This is a genomic window from Paraburkholderia sp., from assembly GCF_036488795.1.
Classification (GTDB): Bacteria; Pseudomonadota; Gammaproteobacteria; order Burkholderiales; family Burkholderiaceae; genus Paraburkholderia.
This window is the reverse complement of record NZ_DASXHA010000179.1, coordinates 24,350-46,676: the sequence shown is the minus strand read 5'-3', so window position 1 is coordinate 46,676 and position 22,327 is coordinate 24,350. Positions and strand designations below refer to the sequence as shown.

25 protein-coding genes and 1 tRNA gene are annotated in these 22,327 nt (G+C 63.1%); 18 read left to right on the top strand and 8 right to left on the bottom strand.

All coding sequences use genetic code 11. The annotated features are described in order from the left end of the window. The first annotated feature begins 58 nt into the window (after nt 1-58). The 5 genes from VGH41_RS26410 to VGH41_RS26390 all read left to right on the top strand — a co-directional run bounded on the left by VGH41_RS26410 (nt 59) and on the right by VGH41_RS26390 (nt 4,365). A tRNA-Ser gene (locus VGH41_RS26410) sits at nt 59-149 on the top strand. Between the two features lie 197 nt (nt 150-346). Then, complete coding sequence (locus VGH41_RS26405; RefSeq protein WP_331600616.1) at nt 347-565, top strand: hypothetical protein; 219 nt, start codon at nt 347-349, stop codon at nt 563-565. A gap of 427 nt (nt 566-992) precedes the next feature. Next, nucleotides 993-2,291, top strand: a complete 1,299-nt coding sequence (locus tag VGH41_RS26400) for an NAD(P)/FAD-dependent oxidoreductase (protein WP_331600615.1) — start codon at nt 993-995, stop codon at nt 2,289-2,291. After that, nucleotides 2,288-3,157: a DUF1365 domain-containing protein gene (locus VGH41_RS26395; RefSeq protein WP_331600614.1), complete on the top strand. Its 870-nt coding sequence runs from the start codon at nt 2,288-2,290 to the stop codon at nt 3,155-3,157. The genes VGH41_RS26400 and VGH41_RS26395 overlap by 4 nt, the downstream gene beginning before the upstream one ends. Further along, the gene (locus tag VGH41_RS26390; protein WP_331600613.1) at nt 3,154-4,365 is read left to right on the top strand and encodes a cyclopropane-fatty-acyl-phospholipid synthase family protein; all 1,212 of its coding nucleotides are present in this window, start codon (nt 3,154-3,156) and stop codon (nt 4,363-4,365) included. The genes VGH41_RS26395 and VGH41_RS26390 overlap by 4 nt, the downstream gene beginning before the upstream one ends. Nucleotides 4,366-4,491: 126 nt before the next feature. Here VGH41_RS26390 and VGH41_RS26385 read toward each other — a convergent pair whose 3' ends face one another. Together VGH41_RS26385 and VGH41_RS26380 are read right to left on the bottom strand one after the other, a co-directional pair. Further along, on the bottom strand, nt 4,492-5,796 hold the full coding sequence (locus VGH41_RS26385) for an Nramp family divalent metal transporter (protein WP_331600612.1): 1,305 nt from the start codon (nt 5,794-5,796) through the stop codon (nt 4,492-4,494). 132 nt (nt 5,797-5,928) lie between these two features. Then, complete coding sequence (locus VGH41_RS26380; protein WP_331600611.1) at nt 5,929-6,915, bottom strand: ferritin-like domain-containing protein; 987 nt, start codon at nt 6,913-6,915, stop codon at nt 5,929-5,931. A gap of 407 nt (nt 6,916-7,322) precedes the next feature. Between VGH41_RS26380 and map the strand changes: the two genes are divergently transcribed. From map to VGH41_RS26350, 6 genes are all read left to right on the top strand, one after another. After that, nucleotides 7,323-8,108: a type I methionyl aminopeptidase gene (gene map / locus VGH41_RS26375; protein ID WP_331600610.1), complete on the top strand. Its 786-nt coding sequence runs from the start codon at nt 7,323-7,325 to the stop codon at nt 8,106-8,108. Between the two features lie 292 nt (nt 8,109-8,400). Then, nucleotides 8,401-8,934, top strand: coding sequence for a GNAT family N-acetyltransferase (locus VGH41_RS26370; protein WP_331600609.1), 534 nt, complete (start codon nt 8,401-8,403; stop codon nt 8,932-8,934). 156 nt (nt 8,935-9,090) lie between these two features. Continuing rightward, nucleotides 9,091-9,912, top strand: coding sequence for a septum site-determining protein MinC (gene minC / locus VGH41_RS26365; RefSeq protein WP_331600608.1), 822 nt, complete (start codon nt 9,091-9,093; stop codon nt 9,910-9,912). 89 nt (nt 9,913-10,001) lie between these two features. Then, nucleotides 10,002-10,817: a septum site-determining protein MinD gene (minD, locus tag VGH41_RS26360; protein WP_331600607.1), complete on the top strand. Its 816-nt coding sequence runs from the start codon at nt 10,002-10,004 to the stop codon at nt 10,815-10,817. Between the two features lie 14 nt (nt 10,818-10,831). Beyond that, nucleotides 10,832-11,086, top strand: coding sequence for a cell division topological specificity factor MinE (gene minE / locus VGH41_RS26355; RefSeq protein WP_117335330.1), 255 nt, complete (start codon nt 10,832-10,834; stop codon nt 11,084-11,086). A 335-nt stretch (nt 11,087-11,421) separates the two neighbouring features. Continuing rightward, nucleotides 11,422-11,733: a YXWGXW repeat-containing protein gene (locus tag VGH41_RS26350; RefSeq protein ID WP_331600606.1), complete on the top strand. Its 312-nt coding sequence runs from the start codon at nt 11,422-11,424 to the stop codon at nt 11,731-11,733. 326 nt (nt 11,734-12,059) lie between these two features. Here VGH41_RS26350 and VGH41_RS26345 read toward each other — a convergent pair whose 3' ends face one another. Next, nucleotides 12,060-13,457 carry a chloride channel protein gene (locus tag VGH41_RS26345; RefSeq protein ID WP_331600605.1) on the bottom strand — a complete coding sequence of 466 codons (1,398 nt, stop codon included), beginning with the start codon at nt 13,455-13,457 and terminating at the stop codon, nt 12,060-12,062. Nucleotides 13,458-13,684: 227 nt separating this feature from the next. On the opposite strand from VGH41_RS26345, the gene waaC reads away from it, so the two are divergent. Further along, the gene (gene waaC / locus VGH41_RS26340) at nt 13,685-14,683 is read left to right on the top strand and encodes a lipopolysaccharide heptosyltransferase I (RefSeq protein WP_331600604.1); all 999 of its coding nucleotides are present in this window, start codon (nt 13,685-13,687) and stop codon (nt 14,681-14,683) included. A gap of 592 nt (nt 14,684-15,275) precedes the next feature. Then, a complete protein-coding gene (locus tag VGH41_RS26335) occupies nt 15,276-15,398 on the top strand; it encodes a hypothetical protein (protein WP_331600603.1) in 123 nt (40 codons plus the stop codon). 120 nt (nt 15,399-15,518) lie between these two features. Here the strand turns inward: VGH41_RS26335 and VGH41_RS26330 are convergent, their stop codons facing one another. The 3 genes from VGH41_RS26330 to VGH41_RS26320 all read right to left on the bottom strand — a co-directional run bounded on the left by VGH41_RS26330 (nt 15,519) and on the right by VGH41_RS26320 (nt 18,111). Beyond that, nucleotides 15,519-15,698, bottom strand: coding sequence for a hypothetical protein (locus VGH41_RS26330; protein ID WP_331600602.1), 180 nt, complete (start codon nt 15,696-15,698; stop codon nt 15,519-15,521). 193 nt (nt 15,699-15,891) lie between these two features. Next, entirely contained in the window at nt 15,892-17,199 is a 1,308-nt protein-coding gene (locus tag VGH41_RS26325; RefSeq protein ID WP_331600601.1) for an MFS transporter, read from the bottom strand. Between the two features lie 393 nt (nt 17,200-17,592). After that, nucleotides 17,593-18,111, bottom strand: coding sequence for a cell envelope integrity protein TolA (locus tag VGH41_RS26320; protein WP_414696724.1), 519 nt, complete (start codon nt 18,109-18,111; stop codon nt 17,593-17,595). Between the two features lie 192 nt (nt 18,112-18,303). Between VGH41_RS26320 and VGH41_RS26315 the strand changes: the two genes are divergently transcribed. From VGH41_RS26315 to VGH41_RS26300, 4 genes are all read left to right on the top strand, one after another. Then, complete coding sequence (locus VGH41_RS26315) at nt 18,304-18,918, top strand: HAD family phosphatase (RefSeq protein ID WP_331600599.1); 615 nt, start codon at nt 18,304-18,306, stop codon at nt 18,916-18,918. A 148-nt stretch (nt 18,919-19,066) separates the two neighbouring features. Next, nucleotides 19,067-19,276, top strand: a complete 210-nt coding sequence (locus VGH41_RS26310; protein WP_331600598.1) for a hypothetical protein — start codon at nt 19,067-19,069, stop codon at nt 19,274-19,276. Between the two features lie 157 nt (nt 19,277-19,433). Then, nucleotides 19,434-19,793 carry a hypothetical protein gene (locus VGH41_RS26305; protein WP_331600597.1) on the top strand — a complete coding sequence of 120 codons (360 nt, stop codon included), beginning with the start codon at nt 19,434-19,436 and terminating at the stop codon, nt 19,791-19,793. Between the two features lie 26 nt (nt 19,794-19,819). Further along, complete coding sequence (locus VGH41_RS26300) at nt 19,820-20,341, top strand: hypothetical protein (protein ID WP_331600596.1); 522 nt, start codon at nt 19,820-19,822, stop codon at nt 20,339-20,341. A gap of 259 nt (nt 20,342-20,600) precedes the next feature. On the opposite strand, the gene VGH41_RS26295 is transcribed toward VGH41_RS26300, so the two are convergent. Further along, a complete protein-coding gene (locus tag VGH41_RS26295) occupies nt 20,601-20,768 on the bottom strand; it encodes a hypothetical protein (protein ID WP_331600595.1) in 168 nt (55 codons plus the stop codon). A gap of 337 nt (nt 20,769-21,105) precedes the next feature. Here VGH41_RS26295 and VGH41_RS26290 point away from each other — a divergent pair, with 337 nt between their 5' ends. After that, nucleotides 21,106-21,336: a hypothetical protein gene (locus tag VGH41_RS26290; RefSeq protein WP_331600594.1), complete on the top strand. Its 231-nt coding sequence runs from the start codon at nt 21,106-21,108 to the stop codon at nt 21,334-21,336. Between the two features lie 40 nt (nt 21,337-21,376). Here VGH41_RS26290 and VGH41_RS26285 read toward each other — a convergent pair whose 3' ends face one another. Next, nucleotides 21,377-22,312 (bottom strand): LysR substrate-binding domain-containing protein, encoded by a 936-nt coding sequence (locus VGH41_RS26285; protein ID WP_331600593.1) that lies wholly within the window; start codon nt 22,310-22,312, stop codon nt 21,377-21,379. Nucleotides 22,313-22,327: the final 15 nt, after the last annotated feature.

Sequence of the window (22,327 nt, the reverse complement as noted above, 5' to 3'; positions counted from 1 at the left end):
TTGTCTATAATCCTCGACTTCGCGCAGCACCGACCCGCTTCGCGAACGTGAATCCGCAGGAAAGGTGGCAGAGTGGTCGAATGCGCCGGACTCGAAATCCGGTGTACAGTTATGCTGTACCGTGGGTTCGAATCCCACCCTTTCCGCCAGAATTCTAAAAAGCCCTGCAGATCCTGCGGGGCTTTTTGCTTTGTGCCACGCGCGCATGGCCACCCCAAAGCAACCGTCTGTCCGGTGCGCTCGCTTGTCAGGCGCATCGCCAATTCGCATCCGTCAGCCGCGGGGGAGTAACATTGAAGCTTCAGATATCCGCGACAAAGCCGCGACAAGATCCCCTGGTGCTGCGATGAAAACCTCTTCCACAAAAGACCACCCGCGCCGGCGTCCGTCGAACCGGACGCTGAATATCCTGACGTGGCTTGTCGCGTTGGTGACCCTCGGTGCCGGCATTGGCTGGCTCGTCTATAGCTACTACGTGGATCTGGAAGTGCCTTACTTCGCCATTCCGCTCGTGATGTGCGTGCCGGTGATCGTGGCGGTCGCGTTCCGGAACATGTGGGACTAGGAATAGCGCGCCTGCCCCTCCACGCCGGTGCCGGGCAAACGGTTACGATCCGCCCCGCCGCGTCGATTCTTTGAATGCAGATGCATGGCATCCGTCTTGTTTGTTTGCGATCCCGGCGCCGTCATTCGTCTTAAGCGTTTCCGCGCTGTTTGAAACGCGCCTGTCCAAGCCTGCTGCGTATCAAGGTGTCCGCGCAAAGACATCCACATCGCAAGAGTCAAACAGCCAAACAGCCAGGCTGAACGACGCACACCGTCTGGCGTCCATCGGCGACGCATGATTTCGCGTGGCATCAAGCCTCGCGTCTCCCTGATTCCTCAACTCCAGCTGCATCCAATCCCGCACTTGCTGCGTATTCCGAACATGGACGCGCAAACGCCATTCATCCCGGCTTTCATGCGCGGCTTTTTTTGCCGGAGACCCGCACATGAGCCATGCCGCTTCGAACCTGCAGCCGTGCGGTCAACGGATCGCCGTCGTCGGTGCCGGCATTGCGGGACTGGCTAGTGCCTATCTGCTGTCGAAGCAGCATTCCGTGACGCTGTTCGAGGCCGGCTCTTACGCGGGCGGTCACACCAATACTGTCGACGTGACGCTCGACGGTCACACGCATCCCGTCGATACAGGCTTCCTCGTCTTCAACGATCGCACGTATCCGAATCTGATCGCGTTCTTCGCGGAGCTGGGTGTCACGGCGCATCCGAGTGAAATGACATTCTCGGTGTCGCTCGATGAAGGTCGTCTCGAATGGGCCGGCACGAGTTTGAACACGGTTTTCGCGCAGCGAAGCAATCTGTTTTCGCCGACCTTCATCGGCATGCTGCGCGATATCGTGCGCTTCAATGGCAGCGCCGAGCGCAACCTCGACGTCGCGCTGCGAACCGGTGCGTCGATGGGTGATCTGTTGATGGCCGGCGGTTACGGCGGTGCTTTCCAGCAGCACTATTTATTGCCGATGGCCGCCGCAATCTGGTCGAGCGCGACCGCCGACATCCTCCGCTTTCCGGCCACTACCTTCCTGCGTTTCTGCCTCAATCACGCATTGCTGCAAATCAACCGGCGTCCGCAATGGAAGACGGTGCTGGGCGGCGGCCGCGAATACGTGCGGCAGATCGTGCGCGGACTCGACGATGTGCGCATCGACACCCCCGTACGTGCCGTACGGCGTGATGCGCATGGCGTCGACGTATTGACCGATAGCGGCCCGCAGCGCTTCGACGCCGTGGTCCTCGCCACCCACGCACCGGACACGCTCAAGCTGCTTGACGACCCCGACTTCGCCGAGGGCGACGTGCTGCGCGCCGTCCGCTACCAGCCGAACGTCGCCGTGCTGCATACGGATACGAAGCTGTTGCCGCGCCGCCGCCGGGTCTGGTCGGCGTGGAATTATCTGGGCGGCCGGCGTCTGGACGGCACGCGCCCTGTGTGCGTGAGTTATCTCGTGAACCAGCTGCAGTCGTTGCCGTTCGACACACCCCTTGTCGTCACGTTGAATCCGGTTGTCGAACCGGCGCCGGGCACCGAGCTGCGCCGCTTCGTCTACGACCATCCGCTGTTCGATCTCGCGGCCATCGACGCACAGCGCCGTTTGCCGGCTGTGCAAGGCCGTCGCCGCACATGGTTTGCCGGGGCCTGGACCGGCTATGGATTCCATGAGGACGGCCTGAAATCGGCGCTGCGGGTTGCCGCCGATTTCAATGCACTACCGGCGTGGGCGAAGCTATGAAACACGCGCAGACCGATCATCCGGAGCACACCGAGGTTGCCGCGTGGCTGCTGACCGGCCGCGTGGTGCATGAGCGGCTGCGGCCGCGCCATCACCGCTTCGCGTATCCAGTGTTCTATGTGCGCTGCAATCTCGCGCGCCTCACGACGCTCGAGAGCGGGTGGTTCGGCATCAACCGCTGGCGCGCGCTCAGTCTTCACGCGCGTGACCATGGACCTTGCGACGGCAGCGACCTCGCCACATGGATGCGCGCGCAACTAGAAGAAGCCGGCGTAGCGGCCGACGGGGAAATCTGGCTGCAGGCCTTCCCGCGCGTGTTCGGCTATGCGTTCAACCCGGTCAGCTTCTGGTTTTGCCACGACCGCGGCGGCGCATTGCGCGCATTACTTGTCGAGGTGCGCAACACATTCGGCGCGCGGCATGGCTATCTGCTGACGGCGCCCGCCGGCGGAGCGATCGACGCATCCACGGAACTGAGCTGCCGCAAAGCGTTGCACGTTTCGCCGTTTTGCCGGGTCGAGGGCGGTTATCGCTTTCGGCTGCGTGAGACGCCACAAGGCTCGTCGATTGCCATCGACTATCACGATGCCGACGGTCTGCTGATTCGCACCGCGATCAGCGGGCGGCTTCGTCCGCTCACGCGAAGCACCGCGCTCGCCGCACTGGGCAGGCAGCCGTGGCTCACGCTGGGCGTCGTCGCGCGCATCCATTGGCAGGCGTTGCGGCTTTTTCTCAAGCGGGTGCCGTTTTACGGCAAACATCCCGTTTCTGGTCACATGGCCGGCGTCACTCCCGATCATCAGGCAACCGGGCAGATGTCCACTACCGCGCGCCGTTCTTCGTCGATTGAGGAGACGCAGCCATGACACTTTCCAGAACGCTGAGCAGTCCTCAAACCGCTCCGGCGTCGGGCCGGTTGTTGCTGGCTTTGCTCAAGCGGATTCGCGTCGGGCACCTGATACTCGTCACGCCCGATGGCCAGCAGCGTGTGTTCGGCGACCCGCATGCGGCACCGGGCGCGCGTCTCGAACTGCGCGACTGGCGCGCGTGCGGCGCGATTCTGCGCAAAGGCGATATTGGCTTTGCCGAAGCGTGGCGCGCCTTCTGGGTCGAGACGCCGGACCTGGCCGCACTGCTGCGCGTGGCGATCCGCAACGAGCGGGCGTTGCAACGCACCGTGTACGGCGGCTGGTTGTCACAGGTCTGGTACGGCGTGCGACACCGTCTGCGCCGCAATACGCGCACGGGTAGCCGTCGCAACATTCACGCCCATTACGACCTCGGCAATGCCTTCTATGCGCGCTGGCTGGACCGGAGCCTCACCTATTCGGGCGCGGTTTTCGACGGCCGGTTTCACCAGTCGCTTGAAACCGCGCAGCACGCCAAGTATCAGCGCATCATCGATACGCTCGGCTTGCGCGCCGGCATGCGCGTTCTCGAGATCGGTTGCGGGTGGGGCGGCTTTGCGATCCACGCGGCGCGTCTTGGCATTCACGTACATGGGGTGACGATTTCGCTGGCGCAGCTCGAATTTGCACAGATGCGTGTGACCGAGGCGCGCCTCTCCGGGCGTGTAAAACTTGAACTGCGCGACTATCGCACGCTGACTGGACAGTACGACGGTATCGTCTCGATTGAGATGTTCGAGGCCGTCGGCGAGCAGTTCTGGCCGGCCTACTTTCGCATCTTGCGTGAACGGCTTGGACCGCGCGCGCAGGCGCTGGTGCAGACCATCACCATCGATCATGCGCACTTTGCTGCCTATCGCGCTTCCAGCGACTTTATCCGCGAATATATATTCCCTGGCGGCATGCTGCCGAGTCCGCAACGTTTCATCGCGGCCGCGCAACGCGCGAAACTTGCGGCGCAGGTGTCGCTTGCCTTTGGGCGCGACTACGCGGAGACCTTGCGTCGCTGGCGCAGCGGCTTCGAAGCGCAACTCGAAGCCATCCGCGCACAAGGTTTCGACGAGACTTTCATTCGGACGTGGCGGCTTTATCTCGCGTATTGCGAGGTGGGTTTTGATGAAGGTCGCACCGATGTGATCCAGTTCGTGCTCGAATCGGCGAACTGACATGCGCGCGCTTTTTTGCGGCCGCCTTGCCCGCGCGGCGGCGTGACGTGTTGGATTTTCCGAAGCATTGCCGGTCGCATGAAGGTACCCGCAGCGTGATCATCCGGGCGCGGATATACGCGCCGCTCAAAGCGAAACGCGTGCGAGCTGCACCAGCAGGACGATATTCAAGGCCAGTACCGCGACGGTGCCGGTTACCGCGGCAATCGTCGTCACGCGGCGGTTGCGATACGCGCCCATCAGTTCGCTGCGTGAGGTAAACCACACCAGTGCGATCATCGGCACCGGCAAAGCAATGCTCAGTACCACCTGACTGACGACGAGCGCATTGGTCACGTCCACGCCCCATGCCACCACGGCGAAGGCGGGCGCCATCGTGACGAGCCGGCGCACGCTGACCGGAATGCGAAAGCCGACAAAGCCTTGCATGATCATCTGGCCCGCCATCGTGCCGACCACCGAGCTGGAAACGCCCGACGCAATCAACGCCGCAAGGAACAGTCCCGCCGCCGCGCTGCCCAGTAGCGGCGTCAAGGTGCGCCAGGCGGTCTCGATGGTGGCGATCTCCGGGTGGCCCTGATGAAACGCACTTGATGCCATGATCACCATGGCCATGTTGACGAGACCGGCGACGCCGAGCGCGGCGATCACCTCGATATTCGAAAATCTGAGCAGCTTCGCGCGTTCGCGATCGTTGCGCGGTGTCACGCGATTTTGTGTGAGACCCGAATGCAGGAACAGCACATGCGGCATCACCGTCGCGCCAATGATGCCGACCGAAATGGTCAGCGCGTTGCGATCCGGCACACTGGGCGTGAACGTATGCAGCAGAACCGCGGGCCAATGGACCGGTGCGATCACCAGTTCGGCCAGATACGACAAGCCGATTACACCCACCAGCGCGGCGATCACCAGTTCCAGTGGGCGAAAACCCTTGCGTTCGAATTGCAGCAGTCCATACGTGACGGCAGCCGTCACCAGCATGCTGGCCAGCATCGGCAGATGCAGCAGCAACGACATGCCGATCGCTGCGCCGACGAATTCGGCCAGGTCCGTCGCCATCGCAGCGATTTCACTCATGCCCCACATGACGAGCACGTAGCGGCGCGGCAGCGACGCGCCGCACAGTTGCGCGAGATTGCGCCCGGTCACGAGCCCTAGCTTGGCGGAGAGCGACTGGAACAGCATCGCGACGAGATTGGCTACGGCCACCACCCACAGCAACGTGTAGCCGTAACCTGCGCCAGCCTGGATGTTGGTCGCGAAGTTGCCGGGATCCATGTATGCGATCGAAGCGACCACGGCCGGCCCGGCAAACGTCAGCATCGCGCGCGGCCCGCGACGCCGGCCGGCCAGCGCTTCGCGCACCTCGAAACAGGTCTGCTCGGTCAGCGTTCGCGGTACGACCGCGTGGCTCACGGCTTCGTTCATGACATCTCCTGGGTGCCGTCAAACGCGTGGAACACCGCATGCCCGTGCGACGGGCGATTTGTGGCGGGTCCGGCCAACGGGGAACGCGACCCGCGTCGCGGCGACCCGCTGCCGGCATCCCGGAACGCGCGTTCAGGCACTCATGTTGAGCGTGCCGTTGACGCCGTTCGGGAAGAAGCCGCCCTTGACCGCGGCGGTGCTCGTCAGATAGACGATATTGAGCACATCTGAGTAAGTGCGGCTAAACGCGAGACCATTGCTGTCGAGCGGCACGATGTTGGAGGTGCCGGCCGTGGCGCCCGTGATGCCCTGGTCGTCGTTGCCCACCTGATCGAGGCTGTCGCGCGCCGCGGAAATCGCGTTGGCCGCGGTGATGAGCGACTCCGTATCGAGTCCTTTGGCATACAAGGTCGTCCGCACGAGCCCCGCGTGATACGCCTCGGCCGCGAGAATGCCGGCGGCGGCGCTGAGGAACGTCTTGCTCGCAAGCAGCGGCGCGGCACCCTTATAGGCCGTCACACCGACGTCTTCGAAGATGAACGCGCCCAGCAGGAAGTTGTTATCGCTCTCGTACGGATTGAACGCCACACCCGCGGCAACCAGGCCGGCCGCGCGCGCCGCAACGGAAAATGCGCCATTCGGATTGGTGCCGCTGATGTCGATGGACGGCATGGCAACCGCCGACGAACCGAGCGCTGTGCGCAGGAACGCCACGTGCTCCTGTTCGTCTTTGGCGATTTCGTTCGCGTATGCCTTAACGAGCGGATCCTGGAACGGTACTTGCGCACCTGCCGTCACGGCGCCTTGCGTGCCGACGCCGGACAGCATACCGGCCGGCAAACCGCTGCCGGTGGTCGCATAGGTATAGAACTGCGCTTCGAGATATTCGAGGTTGAGCGCGAAATTGAGAATCTCGGCATCCGTCGGCGCCGACGGACTGGCCGTGGCGGATCCGCCCGAACCGCCGCCGCAGGCGCTGATCAAGGTGCCCCCTACCAGACCCAGACCGAGGCCGCCGGCATTCCTGAAGAATTGGCGCCGCTTCAGGCGCCGCTCCACGCGGCGATCGAAGACATCGATAAGGGATGCTGAATAACTGTCTTGCTTGGTGTCGGACATGACCGTGCTCCTCAGAAAGTTCGCAAGGGTTGCCGCGCCAGTCGCGACGCACGCGTGCAGACAACGGAACTCCTCACGCGATGCATGGGCGAAAATGACGGACACGAAGACACACCACTCTTCAACAGGAACAGAACAGCGTCGCCGGTAAGAGGCAGGTCCTCAACACGTTCTACGGCTCGAATGAGGCGCTGGATGCAGCACATGGAAAAGAAATCTGCGTGCGCCCGCAGCATGGGTCGAACGGCGGGTGCCGTCATCCTCTGTACAATTCCCCAATCGACGACCGGATCGTCGCTGCGTGTGCGCATTTCCAGCGCACGCCGGCAGCGCCTCTGGTGTGTCTTCCGCACACGAACTCGCGTGGCCCGCTCGCCGTGACGCGTTCATCAACCTGTTCTGATTTCATGGCTATCACCTACAAGACTCCTGAGGATATCGCCGCGCTGCGCATCTCCGGCCGTCTCGCGGCCGACGTGCTCGCGATGATCGGCGAACACGTGCGGCCCGGCGTGTCGACCGACGAACTCGACGCGCTGTGCAACGACTACATCGTCAACACACAGAAGGCGATTCCGGCGAACGTCGGCTATCTGGGTTTTCCGAAGACGGTGTGCACGTCCGTGAATCAGGTGGTCTGTCACGGGATTCCGAATCGCGCCGAGGTGCTGAAGGATGGCGACATCGTCAATATCGACGTTGCCGTGATCAAGGACGGCTACTTCGGCGACACGAGCCGCATGTATTGCGTCGGCACCCCCAGCACGGTGGCCCGCGAACTGATCGACACCACCTACAATGCGATGCTGGCGGGCATCCGCGAGGTCAAACCGGGCGCGACGCTCGGCGATGTCGGTCATGCCATCCAGAAGACTGCGCAGAGCAAGGGCTTTTCGATCGTGCGCGACTATTGCGGGCACGGCATCGGCAAGGTCTATCACGAAGATCCGCAGGTGCTGCATTACGGGCAGGCAGGACAGGGCGTGCGTCTGCGGCCGGGCATGGTGTTCACGATCGAGCCGATGGTGAATGCCGGGCGCGCGGGTACGACCGTGCTGCGCGACGGCTGGACCGTGGTCACCAAGGACCGTTCGCTGTCGGCGCAATGGGAACATATGGTGGCCGTCACCGAAGACGGCTATGAGCTGCTTACGCCGTGGCCGGACGGGCCCGGCAGATACGAAGCGCCTTGAGCCGGCCAACGTCGGCGACAACGTTTGCGGGAAGGCGGAAACGCGTTATTTCTCGCAGATCGGCTCACATGCACGGCATCTCCCACGCGCGTTGGCGCAACCGCGGCTCACGTATGCAGGCCCGCTTGCTGCACCGCCGCGACGCTCCGCTGTGTGACGGATCGAAACGGCAGTTGCGCTTCGTCGATCACCCGTCAAGCCCGTTTGCGCACAAATCGCGCAAATAAGGATTTGACTCGCGCGCCGGTTCGGTTAAAGCTACGCCTTAGTGTTACAAGGGGTTTTCGTCTGCATGAGTCCGTCATTGACCGTTCGCCGCATCGCCGCTGATCAGGGCGCAGTTTTCCGCGAACTTCGTACCGCGTCGCTGCGCGAGGCACCCTACGCCTTCGGCCAGACGCTCGAGGACGCTTTGTCGGCCGACGCCGCCACCTTCGATGTCACCGCCGCGAGTCATGCGGTTTCCGCCACCGTCACGTCGTTCATTCTCTATACCGAAGGGCATCCCGCCGGATTGATCGAGGCGCATTTCGAGCACACCACGCCGCGCCGCGCATTTGTCCGCGAGTTGTGGGTCGCGCCGGCCGTGCGGCATCTGCGTGGCGGCGAATTGCTCGTCAATACCGCCAGCGAATGGCTGGCAAGCGAAGGCGCCGAGGAAATCTACGCGTGGGTGGCCGACGCCAACCGCAACGCCATGCGCTTCTACGAGCGCCTCGGCTTCGGCCCGACCGGCGAGCACGCTCGCACGGCGCGCTGGCCCGACCAGTCGGAAAGCCTGCTGGTGCGCCACGTCCGGCGGTCTTCAGAAGCCTCCTCCCAGTGATCCGGCGAGCGGTTCCGCCGCACGCCGTTCCCTTGCTCCTGCGCTGCTATCGTGTCCGCCGCATGGCGCCGGGCCGCGTCCGCGGCCGTCATCTCCAAAAATACTCGCCGCGCGCGTGGACGCCTGTAAAATACGCAAAATTTTTTGCAGAACGCTATGTCGCCCAAGAAATCGCCATTTTTTGAACTGCGCAGCGGCAGCGTCGACACGCTCCTGTTCGTGGTCAAGACCACTGACCTCGACGCCATGCGTGCCGAACTGACGCGGCGCTTCGAGGCGACCCCGGAATTCTTCGCCAACGACGTCGTCGCAATCGACGTGCGCCGCCTCGCCGACGGCGAACGCGTGCCGCTCGCCGAGATCGCGCAACTGCTCGACAGCGTGCGCATGCGTCCGGTGGGCGTGGTCGCGCAGCCGCAGCAGAGCTGGGCCGCCGAATCCGCGTTGCCGCTTCTCGAAGCGCGCGACCGTCGCGGCGCGAGCGCGAAGCCGGCCGGCGAAGAAAACGGCGAGGCCGCCGAACCGGTGCAGGCCGAACTGCCGATTGCCGTCGCGCCTTCAGCGTCCGAGACAGCGGCGCCGGCCGCGAGCGCCGAAGTGGCCGGCGCGCCCGCTGCCGAACCGGTGCGTCTTGCCACCTCGTCGCAGACCACGGTGGTCGACAAGCCGTTGCGCTCCGGCCAGCGCATCTACGCAAAGGGCGATCTGGTGGTGCTCGGCCTCGTGAGCTACGGCGCCGAAGTGATCGCCGAAGGCAACATCCATATTTACGCGCCGTTGCGCGGCCGGGCGCTGGCCGGCGTGCACGGCAACCACGACGCGCGCATTTTTTGCACCTGTCTGGAGCCGGAACTGATCTCCATTGCCGGTATCTACCGTACGACGGAGACGCCGCTGCCGGCAGACGTGCTCGGCAAGCCGGTGCAAATCTGGCTGGACGAAGAAAAGCTGATGATTGAACCGCTGCGGCTCACCTGATCGTCCGTTGCGCGCGCTGCGAGGCGCGTGCCGCTGATCGGGGCAGACACCGGACTTATTTGAACGAAATTGCATACAGGGTAAGGGTAATGGCAAAAATCATTGTGGTGACATCGGGCAAGGGTGGCGTGGGCAAGACGACCACGAGCGCGAGTTTTGCATCTGCCCTCGCGTTGCGTGGCAGCAAAACCGCCGTGATCGACTTCGACGTCGGCCTGCGTAACCTCGACCTCATCATGGGCTGCGAACGCCGTGTGGTGTACGACCTGATCAACGTGATCCAGGGTGAAGCCAACCTGAACCAGGCGCTCATCAAGGACAAGAAGTGCGAGAACCTGTTCATCCTGCCGGCCTCGCAAACGCGTGACAAAGACGCACTGACGATGGAAGGCGTCGAGAAGGTCATCAACGACCTGGTCGCGATGGACTTCGCATACATCGTCTGCGATTCGCCGGCGGGCATTGAGTCGGGTGCATTGCTGGCAATGCACTTCGCCGACGAAGCGCTGATCGTGACGAACCCGGAAGTGTCGTCGGTGCGCGACTCGGACCGCATTCTCGGCATTCTGTCGTCGAAGACCAAGCGCGCCATCGAAGGCAAGGAGCCGATCAAGGAACACCTGCTGATCACGCGCTACAACCCGAAGCGCGTGAGCGAAGGCGAAATGCTGTCGCTCACGGATATCCAGGAAATTCTGCGCATCGATCTGATCGGCGTGATTCCGGAATCGGAAGCGGTGCTGCATGCGTCGAACCAGGGCTTGCCGGCCGTGCACCTCGACGGTACTGACGTTGCCGAAGCCTATAAGGATGTCGTGTCGCGTTTCCTCGGCGAGCAGAAGTCGCTTCGCTTTACCGATTACCAGAAGCCAGGCCTGCTGCAGCGCCTCTTCGGCACCAAGTAAGGGGAGCGCACGTAATGTCGATTCTTTCGTTTTTGCTGGGCGAGAAAAAGAAGTCCGCATCCATAGCGAAGGAACGCCTGCAGTTGATCATCGCGCACGAGCGCGCCGGCGGCCATGCGCCCGCCGATTATCTGCCGGCGTTGCAACGCGAACTGGTTGCCGTGATTTCGAAGTACGTGAAGATCTCCGACGATGATATTCGCGTGAGCCTCGAACGCCAGGACGACCTCGAAGTGCTCGAGGTCAAGATCGAAATTCCGCAGGCCTGATTCCAGTAGCGCTTTTTAAATCATCTGTGCGCAGGTCCTGCTCCGTCGTTGCGACGGGGCAGGGCATGCGAGTGCGGTAGCAGGGTTCTTCAGCCGCCGTTCGTCTCCTTCCCCCTGTGTTTCTTCATGTGATTCGCCGCTGACGTGTGCCTTCGCAGCGGCGTATGCGCGCACCTTTGCGGCCATATCGCCGCGTCTATGCAAAGCCGCTCCCGCCCGCGAAATATTCCGTTGCACTTCGGGGCAGCGCGTAACGTTCGCCTCGTCAGCCGGAATGTCCTCTCGCGCATTAAACGGATAACGCCGTGATCGGCGCCTTTGACTAGAGGAAAAACATGAACAAGACTCTTCGTTTGCTGCTCGCGCAGGCTGTGTTGCTTGCCGCTGGTGCTTCGGCAGTTGCATCGGCATCGGCCGCTGAAGTCGTCGTGATTGCACCGTCCGCGCCGCCGCCGGTGCGCTACGAAGCGGTGCCGGCCGCGCGTGCCGGCTATGTCTGGGATCACGGCCACTGGCGCTGGGATCACGGCCGCTACGTATGGGTCCCCGGACACTGGCAAGTGGAGCGGGTCGGGTATCACTGGGTGCCGGGCCATTGGGCCGCGCACGGTCCGCACTACCGCTGGATCGACGGCCACTGGGCTTGAGTGTCGTGAACCGCGGCGCGTGACTTGTCTCACGCGCCGAACCCCCTGAGCGCGGTTGCGTGAGGTCTGCCTGAAGAGAATCCTCAGGCACATCCCAGCGCGGCCGCAGAGCAGGTCTGTGAAGGCCTGCACACCATCCAACGAATGAGCAAACGGGCAACCGCGCGTCGTCTTGCGCCGGCTGCCTGCGCGCTTGCGGAGTGAAATGTATGAAAAAGAATCTTCTGGCGCTTGTGCTGCTGGCCATCACGCTGGCCGGCTGCGTCGTGGTGCCGGGGCGGCCGGTATATGTCCGGCCGGCGCCCGTCGTGATCTATTGATTGCGCTTAACGCGGCGGCGTGTCGACTTCGCCGGCCTTGTCCGCTTCGGGCGCGTCGTCGATCAGCGCCTCGGGCACTTCGGGGACCGGCGCCGGCGCCGGTTTCGGCAGCGGCGCCATATAGCGCCGCGACAGCGCTTCGTAGAGCGGCGGCGCGAACAGGCGCGACACGCGGCTCGAAATCAGCGCGGTCGCCATCAGCGAGATCACGAGCGCGTGACCGTTGATCATCTCCATCACGATCACGAACGACGTGATCGGCGCCTGCGTCACCGCGGCGAGATAGCCGACCATGGCGAGCGCGATCAGCATCTGCAATTGCATGCTGCCGAACACCATGTGCAGCAGATTGCCGAAGCCGGCGCCGATCGACAGTGACGGCGCAAAGATGCCGCCCGGAATGCCCGGCAGATACGAACCGACCATCGAGATCATCTTCAGGAACGGATAGAACACCGACAGCTGTTCGCGTCCGTCCAGCAGGCCGCGCGCTTCCGCATAGCCGCTACCGAAGGTCATGCCGCCGGAGACGAGGCCGACCACCGCGATCGCGAGCCCGCACAGCGCCGCGAACACCACCGGCCGTTCGCCGTGCAACTGCCGCAGCGGTGCGGGAATCCAGCGCGCCGTATTGAGCAGCAGCCAGCCGAAACAGCCGCCGGCGATACCCGTGACGATGGCGGTGAGCAGCACGGCGACCGCCAGCAGATCCGGGAAATGCGCGCCGATCTGGATGGTGCCGAAGTACGTGTAATTGCCGTTCAGACCGAGTGCGATCACGCCCGCAATGATGATGGCGGTGATGAGCACGCCACTCGCGCGCGCTTCGAAACTGCGGGTAAGTTCTTCGATCGCGAACACGATACCGGCGAGCGGTGTGTTGAATGCGGCGGACAGACCCGCGGAGGCGCCGGCCAGGACGAGCTGCCGCTCGATCAATGCGTTTGAGCGCGGATAGAAGCGCCGCAGATTGAACATCAGCGCGGCGCCGACCTGCACCGTCGGTCCCTCGCGGCCAATCGTAAAGCCGCCCAGGATGGCGAGAAACGACACCAGGACTTTGCCGCACAGGATGCGCAGCGACAGCAGGCGTTCGCCGTATTCACCAGGCTTCGCATGCAGGGTGGCGATCACCTGCGGGATGCCGCTGCCTTCCGCGCCGCGAAAGAAGGTGCGCGTGAGCCACACGGCTGCGGCCGACACGGCGGGCGTCACGAAGAGCGGCAGCCACACGTGCCGATGCTGCATGGCCTGGAATTGCGAAAAACCGAAATCGATCAGGCGGGCATACAGGACGGCAATCAGGCCGACGGCGATGGCGCCGAGCCAGAACACGCCGTACTGGCGCCACAGGCGCCGCGTGCGCCGCGCGAGGCTGGAGGAGAAGGGTGGCAGTGCCCGCATGAGTGAAGTGCTCAGGCAAAGGGGAAAGTATAGCGGGCGATGCAAGGCCAAAACCGGCCGAAAGCGAATCGAAATTAATCCGAAATCCCGCCTGTGAACTCGCTCATCTGCGCGGGTTCGCCGTACAGCGCGGCGCTTCAGGCGCCGGCAAAATGGTTGCCATTTGGATAAGATGAAAGGATCGTCGGCTAAAATAACGCCGCGACCGATTATGTGACGGGCTATCAATGAAGCGAATTCTTATCGTCAAGGTAACTTCCTTGGGCGATATTGTGCAGGCACTCCCAGTCATCGCCGACATCAAACGGGCGTTTCCAGGGGTGCAGGTCGACTGGGCTGCAGACGAGGCGTTTGCCGAAGTGGTTCATTGGAGCCAGAGCGTTGACCGCGTCCTCTGCGCGCCGTTGCGCCGGTTCAAAAAGGCGCGCCGCTGGGCCGACTTCAAGGCGATCGCGGCGTCGATCGGCGAATTGCGGGCATATCGGTACGATTTCATCATCGACATTCAGGGCGTCTACAAGAGCGCGATCATCGCCTTTCTGGCGCGCTCGTCGCGTCGTTACGGCTACCGCGCGAAGGACCTGGGCGAGCGCGGCGCCGCGTTCGCCTACACCGGCCGCTTCGGACCGCGCCCGGCAGGTAACGCGTGGCAGGGCATGCGCATCAGCGCCGGGGAGGTGCTGGGTTACGTGCCCGACGGTCCGCAAATCTACGATCTGAAGCTGCCGGATACGGGCGTCGTGCCGTTCGAAGCCGGCGAGGGGCCTGTCGCCGCGCTGTTTCATGCCACCTCCAAAGACGACAAGAAATGGCCGCTCACGCACTGGGTGGCTGTGGGGCAGGAATTGATGCAGCGCGGCTTTCGCATCGTGTTGCCGTGGGGGTCGGACGGTGAGCGTGAGGAAGCCGTGGCCATCGCGGCGCAGTTGCCGGGCGCAACGGTATTGCCGAAGCTGAGCGTGACGGAAATTGCGCGGATGATCGACGCGTGTTCGCTCGTGATTGGTACGGACACGGGCTTCGTGCATGTCGCGCATGCACTGCAAAAGCGCACGGTGATGATTTTCGTCGCCACTTCGCCGTCGCACTTCGGCATTGAAGCGCCGTTCCGTTCAATTTCCATCGGCGATGGTCATTCCGTGCCGCCGGTGAGCGAAGCCTTGCGAGCCATCGACTACGTGCATACGGATCCGCGCACCGCCGGCGTGTCCGCCACCGCTGCCTGAAATCGCGGCTTGAGATTGTTTGCTGAGAGTGCGTCGACCTAGGCGCGGAAGCTGCGCCAGTGCCCGGTTGCGTGGCCAGCAAGAAAAAAGGCGTGACGCACTGTACGCTCAAACCAGCGAGCGCCGTCGCGGCACGCCTCTGAAAACGCCCACGTCGGGGAACGATGGGCGGAGAGGATCCAACATGAACACAACAGGACTTCAATAAGACAGACCGCTGGTTGAAGGCCGAGTTCAATCTGCGTCGTCATGTTGTTGCAGCGCCGGGCGGGAATGTTCGTCTTGTGTTTGTCTTGCGTCCCTTGGGCGGTCGCGTCGCTGTTCCATTACACACCTGTTAAAAGTGTCGCTTTTGGTAGGCATGCCAATGTGTCAGCCGCGCACCTCAGTTCACGCGCCGGCCTTGCCCAGACTCGCGAGCTGGGCGAATCGCCTCGCTGCCCCGCGCTGCACCGCTTTGCGCAACCGCGCGCCCTGTAACGCCACTCTCCAGATCACTTACAAAATGCAACGCTTGCGCGAGGCGTCGTGGTGTCCAATCAACAGCGTTCGAGGTTGGCTCGAATCACACTGAATAGATGGAGAGAACGACGTGAAACGCTTGACGCTGACTTTGATTGCGGGCGCGCTGCTGGCCGCCGCGTTGGGAGGCTGCGTGATTGCACCGGCGCCGGGGTATTACGGCGGCGGCTATCACCACGGCTATTACTACTGAGCGGGGGGAACGGCGACCGGCGACAGGCATCAGGGAGAAACAAAAGAGCAGGCAAGGCGACGCGTCGCACGGTCCGCGCAAGCCGGCCGTGCGGCTGCCGCGACCACGAGAGTCCGGCGATCAACCCAGCATCAACTCGAAGGCGACAACGGCAACGATGGCGGCCACGTTGGCGGCGAGCGCCTCGAGCACGATGCCTTTCCAGGTGGCCGGACGAAAGCGGATGGCCAGCAGCAGAGAGCCCAGCAGCGCCAGTGCAATGATCATCACGAGATCTGAGTTCTGGAGATAGAAGTTCATTGCCGCCTCCTGGCTCACGGGGTATCTGACCCTGAGTATAGGCGCGGCAAAAAGCCGTGCAAGAGCGGCAAACTACCGTCGGGAAAGGTGGCCGGCGTGCCGCCGGAAACGATCCGGCAAGCACGCACCAGGCGCTGCGCCCCGCAACGATGCGCGAGCAGGCAAGGCGCCAGACCGACGCCCGGCTGCGGTGTTACATCAAACGGGCGTCACGTGTTTCGCGCATGCAGAGCACGCCGAACAGACTCACCGCCGCGGCGATCGACACATATGCGCCGACCCAGCTCAGACCGCCGCGTGCCGCCAGCATCTGGGCGATATACGGTGCCACCGAGGCACCCAGAATGCCGCCCAGGTTGTACGCGACGCCGGCACCGGTATAGCGCACGCTGGTCGGAAACAGCTCCGGCAGTAACGCGCCCATCGGCGCGAAAGTGACGCCCATCAGGAACAGTTCGATCACGAGGAATAGCAGCACCAGTGGCATCGAACCGCTGCCGAGCAACGGCGCCATGGTGAAGCCCGACAGGATGGCCGCGACGATGCCGACGATCAGCACGGGCTTGCGTCCGTAGCGGTCGCTGGCCCACGCGGAGAGCGGCGTGGCGAGCGCCATGAAGAGCACCGCGACGCACAGCAGGCCGAGGAAGCTTTGACGCGGAATGTGCAGCACCGATACGCCGTACGACAGCGAAAAGGTAGTCGCGTTGTAGAACAGCGTGTAGCAGACCACCATCGAAAGCGCGCCGAGGATAGTCGGCCACCAGTACTGCGAAAGCAAGGTGGCGACCGGCACGCGCACGCGCTCTTCGCGTTCGATGGCGGCACGGAAAGCCGGCGTTTCGGCGATCTTCAGGCGCACGTACAAACCGAGCGCGACCAGCACCGCACTGACGAGAAACGGCACCCGCCAGCCCCAGCTGCGGAACTGCTCGTCGGACAGCGACAGCGCAAGGCCGAAGAACAGGCCATTGGAAGCGAGAAAGCCGATCGACGGCCCGAGCTGCGGGAACATGCCGAACCAGCCGCGCTTGCCTGCCGGCGCGTTTTCGGTGGCGAGCAGCGCGGCGCCGCCCCATTCGCCGCCAAGGCCGATGCCCTGGCCGAAGCGCAAAACGCACAGCAGGATCGGCGCGAGGCTCCCGATCGAGTCGTAGCCGGGCACGAAGCCGATCAGCGTGGTGGAAACGCCCATCATCAGCAGCGATGCCACGAGGGTCGACTTGCGGCCGATCCGGTCGCCGAAGTGGCCGAACAGAAACGAGCCGATGGGCCGCGCGACGAACGCAATGCCGAACGTGACGAATGCGGATAGCGCCTGGGCGGTCGCGGAGCCGTGTGGGAAGAATACCGGTCCGATGACCAGTGCCGCTGCAGTCGCGTAGACGTAGAAATCGTAGAACTCGATCGCGGTGCCGATGAAGCTCGCGAAGATGATCCGCGCACTGCTGGTTTGCCCGGCTGCGCCAGGCTGAGTCGCGGAAAGCGGCGAAGTGGACATTCAAATCTCCAGTTTCGTGACGCCCGGGCCCCGGTGGGTGGGGGCGGTCCGGTGCGGCTTATAGTGAGTTTCGCGTGCGCCGCGACGACCACCGCCAGTCATGGCAGGACGTTGCGCGGACAACGATTGGACAGCTTAAACGACGAACCATGGCCGGCCTGCCGCGCGATGGCCGGAGCTGGGAAAACCAGCCGGGGCGAAGCGATGGCAGGCGCGGCCAGAAAGACGCAGCGGGCGATGCAATGCGCGGGTAGCGCGGCGCTGCGAAGGTCGAGCTGTGCGGCGCCAGCGGGTGGGTGAGCGGCGACAGTCGTGCCGGAAGCCTCCGGCGCAAGGGATCGCAAATTATATCGTGGGTGTGCAGCGAGGCTGCTTCGGCGCCTGGTCGATCCTTCAATCGATTGTCTGCGCCTGTTGCGGCGCGAAGCTGCGTAGCTGGAACTTGCCGTTGTCGTTGAAGAGCCAGTCTTCGAACAGTTCGAGCTGCCCGCGCGTATTGAGCAGTTTGGCCGGCGGCTGCGGTAAGGGGGCGGCGCGGCGTAGCGTGGCGAGCGCGGTGCTCTCGGCGTCGTCGTCGCCGTTGGTGCGGTACACGGCGGATTGCACGACCTGGCCGTTGCGGTCGACGGTGAACGAGACCACGACAAGCGAACGCAGCATCGGCTGAAGCGTGCCTTGCAAGACATACGAGGGGTTGCGCTCGACAATGCGGCGGGCCACCGCGAGGCGGTATTGATCGAGCGAGGCGCTGTTGACGGCGGCGGCCGGCGTGGTCAGTGCTGGACGTTGCGGCGGCGTGAAAGTGCAGCCGGCCATCAGGATCAAGCACGCCAACGCTGCACCACGCGCAAGCGGGCGGCACCGGCTGCGGGGAAAAACGAAGCGGCAAACAGGGTGTGTACGGTTGGGCATCGCAGGACAAACCCGGTGACAGGACGTGTCTTCATGGTAGTCAAAAGCCGCCAGGTTTCAATGCGCATTGGCCCTGAATAAATCTGCCACGCATGCCGGAGCAAATGCCTTTTTGAGCGCGTGGATGCGCCTTTCTGTTTCTGCCAGAATCGTGAAGCGCATGCAGTTGCGAATCCCTTCCCGAGCGACGCCATGACATCTCCCCTGTCACTGATCCTGTTCGATCTCGACGACGTGCTGTGCCGCTACGATCGCTCGGCGCGCATCGCGCACATTGCGGCGCGGGTCGGCCGCGACGCGCAAGCGGTCCGCCAGGCGATCTGGGACTCGGGTCTGGAAGGGCGCGCCGATGCCGGCCAGGTGAGCGATGCCGGCTACATCAGCGAGTTGGGCGCGCTGCTGGCGTATCCGCTCACGGTGGATGACTGGCTCGACGCGCGGCGTGCCGGCATGACACCGGACGCCGAGGTCATTGCCATTGCAAAGGCGGTTGCCCGACGGCACCGTGTCGCGGTGCTCACCAACAATTGCTGCCTGCTTGCCGATCACATCCATTACCTATGCCCGCCGGTCGCGGAGGTGTTCGGAGCACAGGTTTATGCGTCGGCGTCGTTCGGTGCGGCGAAGCCCTCGCCGGATCTATACCGGCGCTGCGTGCAGCATCTCAAGGTTGCACCCGGCGAGACGCTGTTTATCGACGACGTCGAGGCGAACGTGGCGGGAGCGGTGGAGGCGGGACTGCGCGGCTACCGGTTCACCGGCACCGAAGCGCTGGCGTCCGAACTGGCGGCACATGGCTTGCTGTAAGTTTGTTGACTGCTACGGCGCGGCGTTTTTGGCGACGTTCGCTGCATATGTAACCGCGTAACGTCACGAAACACATTTGTAGCCAAAGCGTCTTTTCGGATCACTAGGATGTCGACATTGCCCATGCACTGATCAATGGAGGTGTCGGATGCTGAGCCATCACGAACTCGCGACGCTTATGCTGCTCCGGGACACCGGAAGGCATCTGGAAGAATTCGATCCCGATGTCCTTGCGTTGCGCCATTACGAACTGGTCGAAGTGCGCCAGCACGATCGCCAGGGACGCATGCTGCAACTGACGCGTCGCGGCCGCGAGCTGCTGCAGCGCCTCTATCCGGACACAGATGACTTGCAATAGCCGCCACAGCGTACAAAAGCCATTCGAAAAGCTTGCACTGTAACGAGCGGAAAAATTCATGCCTTCGCAAATGGTTGTGTTGCTGCTCAGAGTGGAATAGCGTTCAGTAGTACTTTGGGACGCCGTATGGGCGCCCATTTTCGTCCTGGAGAATGTTGTGAAAAGGTTGACTATTTTGCTTGGGCTGTCGGCCGCCGCACTGGTGTGCGCGAGCGGCGTGGCGCATGCAGCCCGCGTGGGTGTGTTTATCGGCGGAGGGGGCTATTACTACGCGCCGGGGCCTTACTACTACCCGTATCCGGCGCCCGTCGTGGTGCCCGTGCCAGTGCCGGCGGCGCCGCAGGAATACGTGGAGCAGGGTCCGTCTGCCGCCGCGCCGGCTCCGGACGCCGCGCAGCAGGGTAATGGCACCTGGTACTTCTGCGATGCCACGAAAAGCTATTACCCGTATGTGAAGCAGTGTTCGTCGGGCTGGCGGCCGGTGCCGGCGCAGCAGTCGGCGGCACCCTCAAATTAAATGTGCTTTTCCGCAAAGAGAAGGAAATGAAATATTCACGGATTGCTTTGCTTGCATCGCTGAGTTTTCTCGGTGCGTGCGCGGTTGTGCCGACGGGTCCCAGCGTGATGGCGCTGCCCGGTACAGGTAAAACTTTCGATCAGTTTCGCGCCGACGATGCCTCTTGCCGGCAATATGCGTTTCAGCAGGTGGGGGGTGTGTCGACCAATCAGGCGGCCACCGCGAGTGGAGTTGGCAGTGCGGTGGTGGGTACGGCACTGGGCGCAGCAGCGGGTGCGGCGTTCAATGGCGGTAGTGGCGCGGCGGTCGGCGCCGGTGCTGGTCTGCTGGCTGGCAGCCTGTTTGGCGCAAGTGCGTCGCAAGGTTCGGCTTACGAAGTCCAGCGTCGTTACGACTATTCGTACTTGCAATGTATGTATGCGTCCGGCAATCGCATTCCGGTCTCTGGCCGCATGAGTACGATTCAGTCCACCGAGGGCGGCTATGCCACCACGCCGCCTCCGCCTCCGCCTGGCTCGCCGCCGCCGCCCCCGCCCGGAACGTATTGAGCGTCGAGCTGAACTTCGATGTTGACGCGGCTGCCGTTGAATTGAAACGGCAGCCGCGTTGTCATTTTGACGTGTCGATTTCGTAACGAAGTGAGCGGCGCTTCTCCTCTAAATGCGGCGCCAGGCTCATGTAATGCCGGGAAACCTGGCGGCAACACAATCACGCTCGAACGCTTATACACTGCACTCGCCTCTCCCAAAGAGGTATCGGTGGAAGGTCTTTTTTGCCCGCTTCGCGCGGGCATTTTTTCATGCGCTTCTATCGATGCCAGCCGCCGCCAAAGCCGACCCCGACGTTAACCGCGGGCGCCGCGTAGTATCCGTAAGCGGGCGCCGGCGCGTAGCCATAACCGTAGCCGTAGGGCGGCGCGACGACGCAGCCGCCAAGACTGGCGGCGAGAGCAATAAGAGCGAGAACTCTGATCATGGTGATCCTCCTTTCTAGCTTGGAGACGCGTGCCTCGTTGTTCGTTCGTGCCGGCGTGTGACGGCGCATTACGGAAACGCCGGGTTCCCGACGCGCTGGCCGCCTCGCGAAGCTTTTCGTGCAGCGATCCAATGACAGCCAGACCGTGACTCGAGGAGGCGACCCCACTTACAGTTGCTTACCTTGCATACATGTATGAAGAATCGGTCCAACTGGCTAGCGGTGAAGTTGTCGGTGTGCGGTAGCACTACGGAAACTACCAGGTGTTGCGTGCGCGCTACCTTGCAGCGCTCCGAGCATTGCTATGATGGCGACACTGTTCCTCGGAGCGGCAACCATGGCGATCAGAGATTTGACCAAAAGCGAGCGGCAGCAGGCCGCCATCGCCGAAGCACGCAAGCTGGCAGATAGCGGCGCGTATCACGATTACACGGACATCGAATATGTCTTGCGCTTCGACTATGGCTTGACTGATGTAACGGCGTTGCTCGATAGCCAGGCCATGCATCGCGATCTGAATTGCCGTTGCGCCGATGCGCGCGAAAAGCAGGCCATGCTTGCTGCGTGAGGGACACTAACGACTGACGCTCAAGGCCAACGGCTTACGGTCAACTGGCATCGGCCGCGACGGTTTCGATGTTGGCGGCCAGAAAGCGCAACAGCGTCTGGATGCGCAGTGAACGTCCTTTGCGCGTCGGCACCAGTGCGATCACGGGTACGCTGCCGAAATCCCAGTCGGGTAGCAGCCGCACCAGCTTGCCGGCGGCGACCGGCCCAGCCGCGTCCCATTGTGAGCGCAGCACCAGACCCAAGCCTTCTTCTGCCCAGCGGCGTGCGACGCTGCCGTCGTTCGTCGTAAACGCGGGCTTGATCCGCAATGCCGGATGCGCGGCAGCCTTCGGCGCTTTCTGTGTCTTGCGTGTTGCTCGGCGTCGCAATTGCCAGAGCGTCACGTCCTCGTTGTTTTCCCGAATGCAGATGCAATCGTGCGTGAGCACGTCACGCGGCTCGCGCGGAAAACCCCGTCCTGCCAGATAGGCGGGGCTTGCACATAACCAGCGTTCGTTGGCGAGCAACGGCAGCGCGATCCATGACGAGTCGCGCACCGTGCCGATGTGCAGCACGACGTCGGCGGCACGGTTGTCGGGCCACGGTGCTTCGAGCAACTCCAGATGCAGGCGGATTTCCGGATATTGCTGCGCAAAGCGCGCCAGCAAAGGGGCGACATAGGCGCGCCCGAAGCCGAACGGTGCGGCAATGCGGATATGTCCGGCAACGTGGTTGCCGTCGTGACGAAAGACGTCGGGCAGGGCGTCGATATCGGCGAGCAGCGTGTGCGCGTGACGCGCGAGTTTCTCGCCGTCAGCGGTGAGCGACAGGTGACGCGCGTCGCGCGTGGCAAGGTTGACGCCCAGATTCGCTTCCAGTTTCTTCAGACGCATCGACAGCGCCGCTGGCGTGACATTCAACGCGCGCGCCGCCGCGCTCAGCGATTCGGAGCCCGCAAGCGTCACTACCAGCCGCAAATCCGCCAGATCGATCATTCAATTTTGCTTAAG

Excerpts from the sequence above, each read along its gene's own strand:
- VGH41_RS26405 (WP_331600616.1), top strand. The coding sequence starts at position 347 with ATGAAAACCTCTTCCACAAAAGACCACCCGCGCCGGCGTCCGTCGAAC.
- VGH41_RS26400 (WP_331600615.1), top strand. The coding sequence starts at position 993 with ATGAGCCATGCCGCTTCGAACCTGCAGCCGTGCGGTCAACGGATCGCC.
- VGH41_RS26395 (WP_331600614.1), top strand. The coding sequence starts at position 2,288 with ATGAAACACGCGCAGACCGATCATCCGGAGCACACCGAGGTTGCCGCG.
- VGH41_RS26390 (WP_331600613.1), top strand. The coding sequence starts at position 3,154 with ATGACACTTTCCAGAACGCTGAGCAGTCCTCAAACCGCTCCGGCGTCG.
- VGH41_RS26385 (WP_331600612.1), bottom strand. The coding sequence starts at position 5,796 with ATGAACGAAGCCGTGAGCCACGCGGTCGTACCGCGAACGCTGACCGAG.
- VGH41_RS26380 (WP_331600611.1), bottom strand. The coding sequence starts at position 6,915 with ATGTCCGACACCAAGCAAGACAGTTATTCAGCATCCCTTATCGATGTC.
- map (WP_331600610.1), top strand. The coding sequence starts at position 7,323 with ATGGCTATCACCTACAAGACTCCTGAGGATATCGCCGCGCTGCGCATC.
- VGH41_RS26370 (WP_331600609.1), top strand. The coding sequence starts at position 8,401 with ATGAGTCCGTCATTGACCGTTCGCCGCATCGCCGCTGATCAGGGCGCA.
- minC (WP_331600608.1), top strand. The coding sequence starts at position 9,091 with ATGTCGCCCAAGAAATCGCCATTTTTTGAACTGCGCAGCGGCAGCGTC.
- minD (WP_331600607.1), top strand. The coding sequence starts at position 10,002 with ATGGCAAAAATCATTGTGGTGACATCGGGCAAGGGTGGCGTGGGCAAG.
- minE (WP_117335330.1), top strand. The coding sequence starts at position 10,832 with ATGTCGATTCTTTCGTTTTTGCTGGGCGAGAAAAAGAAGTCCGCATCC.
- VGH41_RS26350 (WP_331600606.1), top strand. The coding sequence starts at position 11,422 with ATGAACAAGACTCTTCGTTTGCTGCTCGCGCAGGCTGTGTTGCTTGCC.
- VGH41_RS26345 (WP_331600605.1), bottom strand. The coding sequence starts at position 13,457 with ATGCGGGCACTGCCACCCTTCTCCTCCAGCCTCGCGCGGCGCACGCGG.
- waaC (WP_331600604.1), top strand. The coding sequence starts at position 13,685 with ATGAAGCGAATTCTTATCGTCAAGGTAACTTCCTTGGGCGATATTGTG.
- VGH41_RS26330 (WP_331600602.1), bottom strand. The coding sequence starts at position 15,698 with ATGAACTTCTATCTCCAGAACTCAGATCTCGTGATGATCATTGCACTG.
- VGH41_RS26325 (WP_331600601.1), bottom strand. The coding sequence starts at position 17,199 with ATGTCCACTTCGCCGCTTTCCGCGACTCAGCCTGGCGCAGCCGGGCAA.
- VGH41_RS26320 (WP_414696724.1), bottom strand. The coding sequence starts at position 18,111 with ATGCCCAACCGTACACACCCTGTTTGCCGCTTCGTTTTTCCCCGCAGC.
- VGH41_RS26315 (WP_331600599.1), top strand. The coding sequence starts at position 18,304 with ATGACATCTCCCCTGTCACTGATCCTGTTCGATCTCGACGACGTGCTG.
- VGH41_RS26310 (WP_331600598.1), top strand. The coding sequence starts at position 19,067 with ATGCTGAGCCATCACGAACTCGCGACGCTTATGCTGCTCCGGGACACC.
- VGH41_RS26300 (WP_331600596.1), top strand. The coding sequence starts at position 19,820 with ATGAAATATTCACGGATTGCTTTGCTTGCATCGCTGAGTTTTCTCGGT.
- VGH41_RS26295 (WP_331600595.1), bottom strand. The coding sequence starts at position 20,768 with ATGATCAGAGTTCTCGCTCTTATTGCTCTCGCCGCCAGTCTTGGCGGC.
- VGH41_RS26290 (WP_331600594.1), top strand. The coding sequence starts at position 21,106 with ATGGCGATCAGAGATTTGACCAAAAGCGAGCGGCAGCAGGCCGCCATC.
- VGH41_RS26285 (WP_331600593.1), bottom strand. The coding sequence starts at position 22,312 with ATGATCGATCTGGCGGATTTGCGGCTGGTAGTGACGCTTGCGGGCTCC.